Source organism: Mesorhizobium sp. M8A.F.Ca.ET.181.01.1.1 (genome assembly GCF_004792025.1).
Classification (GTDB): domain Bacteria; phylum Pseudomonadota; class Alphaproteobacteria; order Rhizobiales; family Rhizobiaceae; genus Mesorhizobium.
The window spans coordinates 1-338 of record NZ_SRTV01000133.1; the positions used below are offsets into that span (position 1 = coordinate 1).

The window sequence follows — 338 nt, forward strand, 5'->3', positions numbered from 1 at the left end:
AGCCGGCCTGAAGCAGCAGCGAACAGGCCAGCGTCGTGACGACTGCCACACGGAGCGAATCCAAAGCGAAGTAAACCATCGACGCATTGCTGCACAGGACCAGCCCCACGAGCCGACAAAAAGATGAAGTGCACGCCGCTCCCCTGGTTTTCGCCAGATCATGTTGCGAGCTCGTCGGCCGCAACATGCGTCTGGCAGTTCTTGGGGCAGACGCGGCCGCAGGCTCCGCAGCCGATGCAGCGGCCGGCATCATCGACAACCATGATCATGCGATTGAGCTTGCCGTCGAAATCGTCGTCCTCGTCATCGCAGGGGCCGAGGATTTCACCCGCATCATC

Annotated in this window: 2 protein-coding genes; both read right to left on the reverse strand. The window is 61.2% G+C overall.

What is annotated here, in order from left to right:
* Positions 1 to 187 (reverse strand): exopolysaccharide production repressor protein (locus tag EN824_RS36745; RefSeq protein ID WP_348631547.1); only part of this gene is annotated, 187 nt, incomplete at its 3' end.
* Positions 159 to 338: 4Fe-4S binding protein (locus tag EN824_RS33920; RefSeq protein ID WP_189522280.1), on the reverse strand; the 180-nt coding region annotated here is incomplete at its 5' end. The genes EN824_RS36745 and EN824_RS33920, both read right to left, overlap by 29 nt.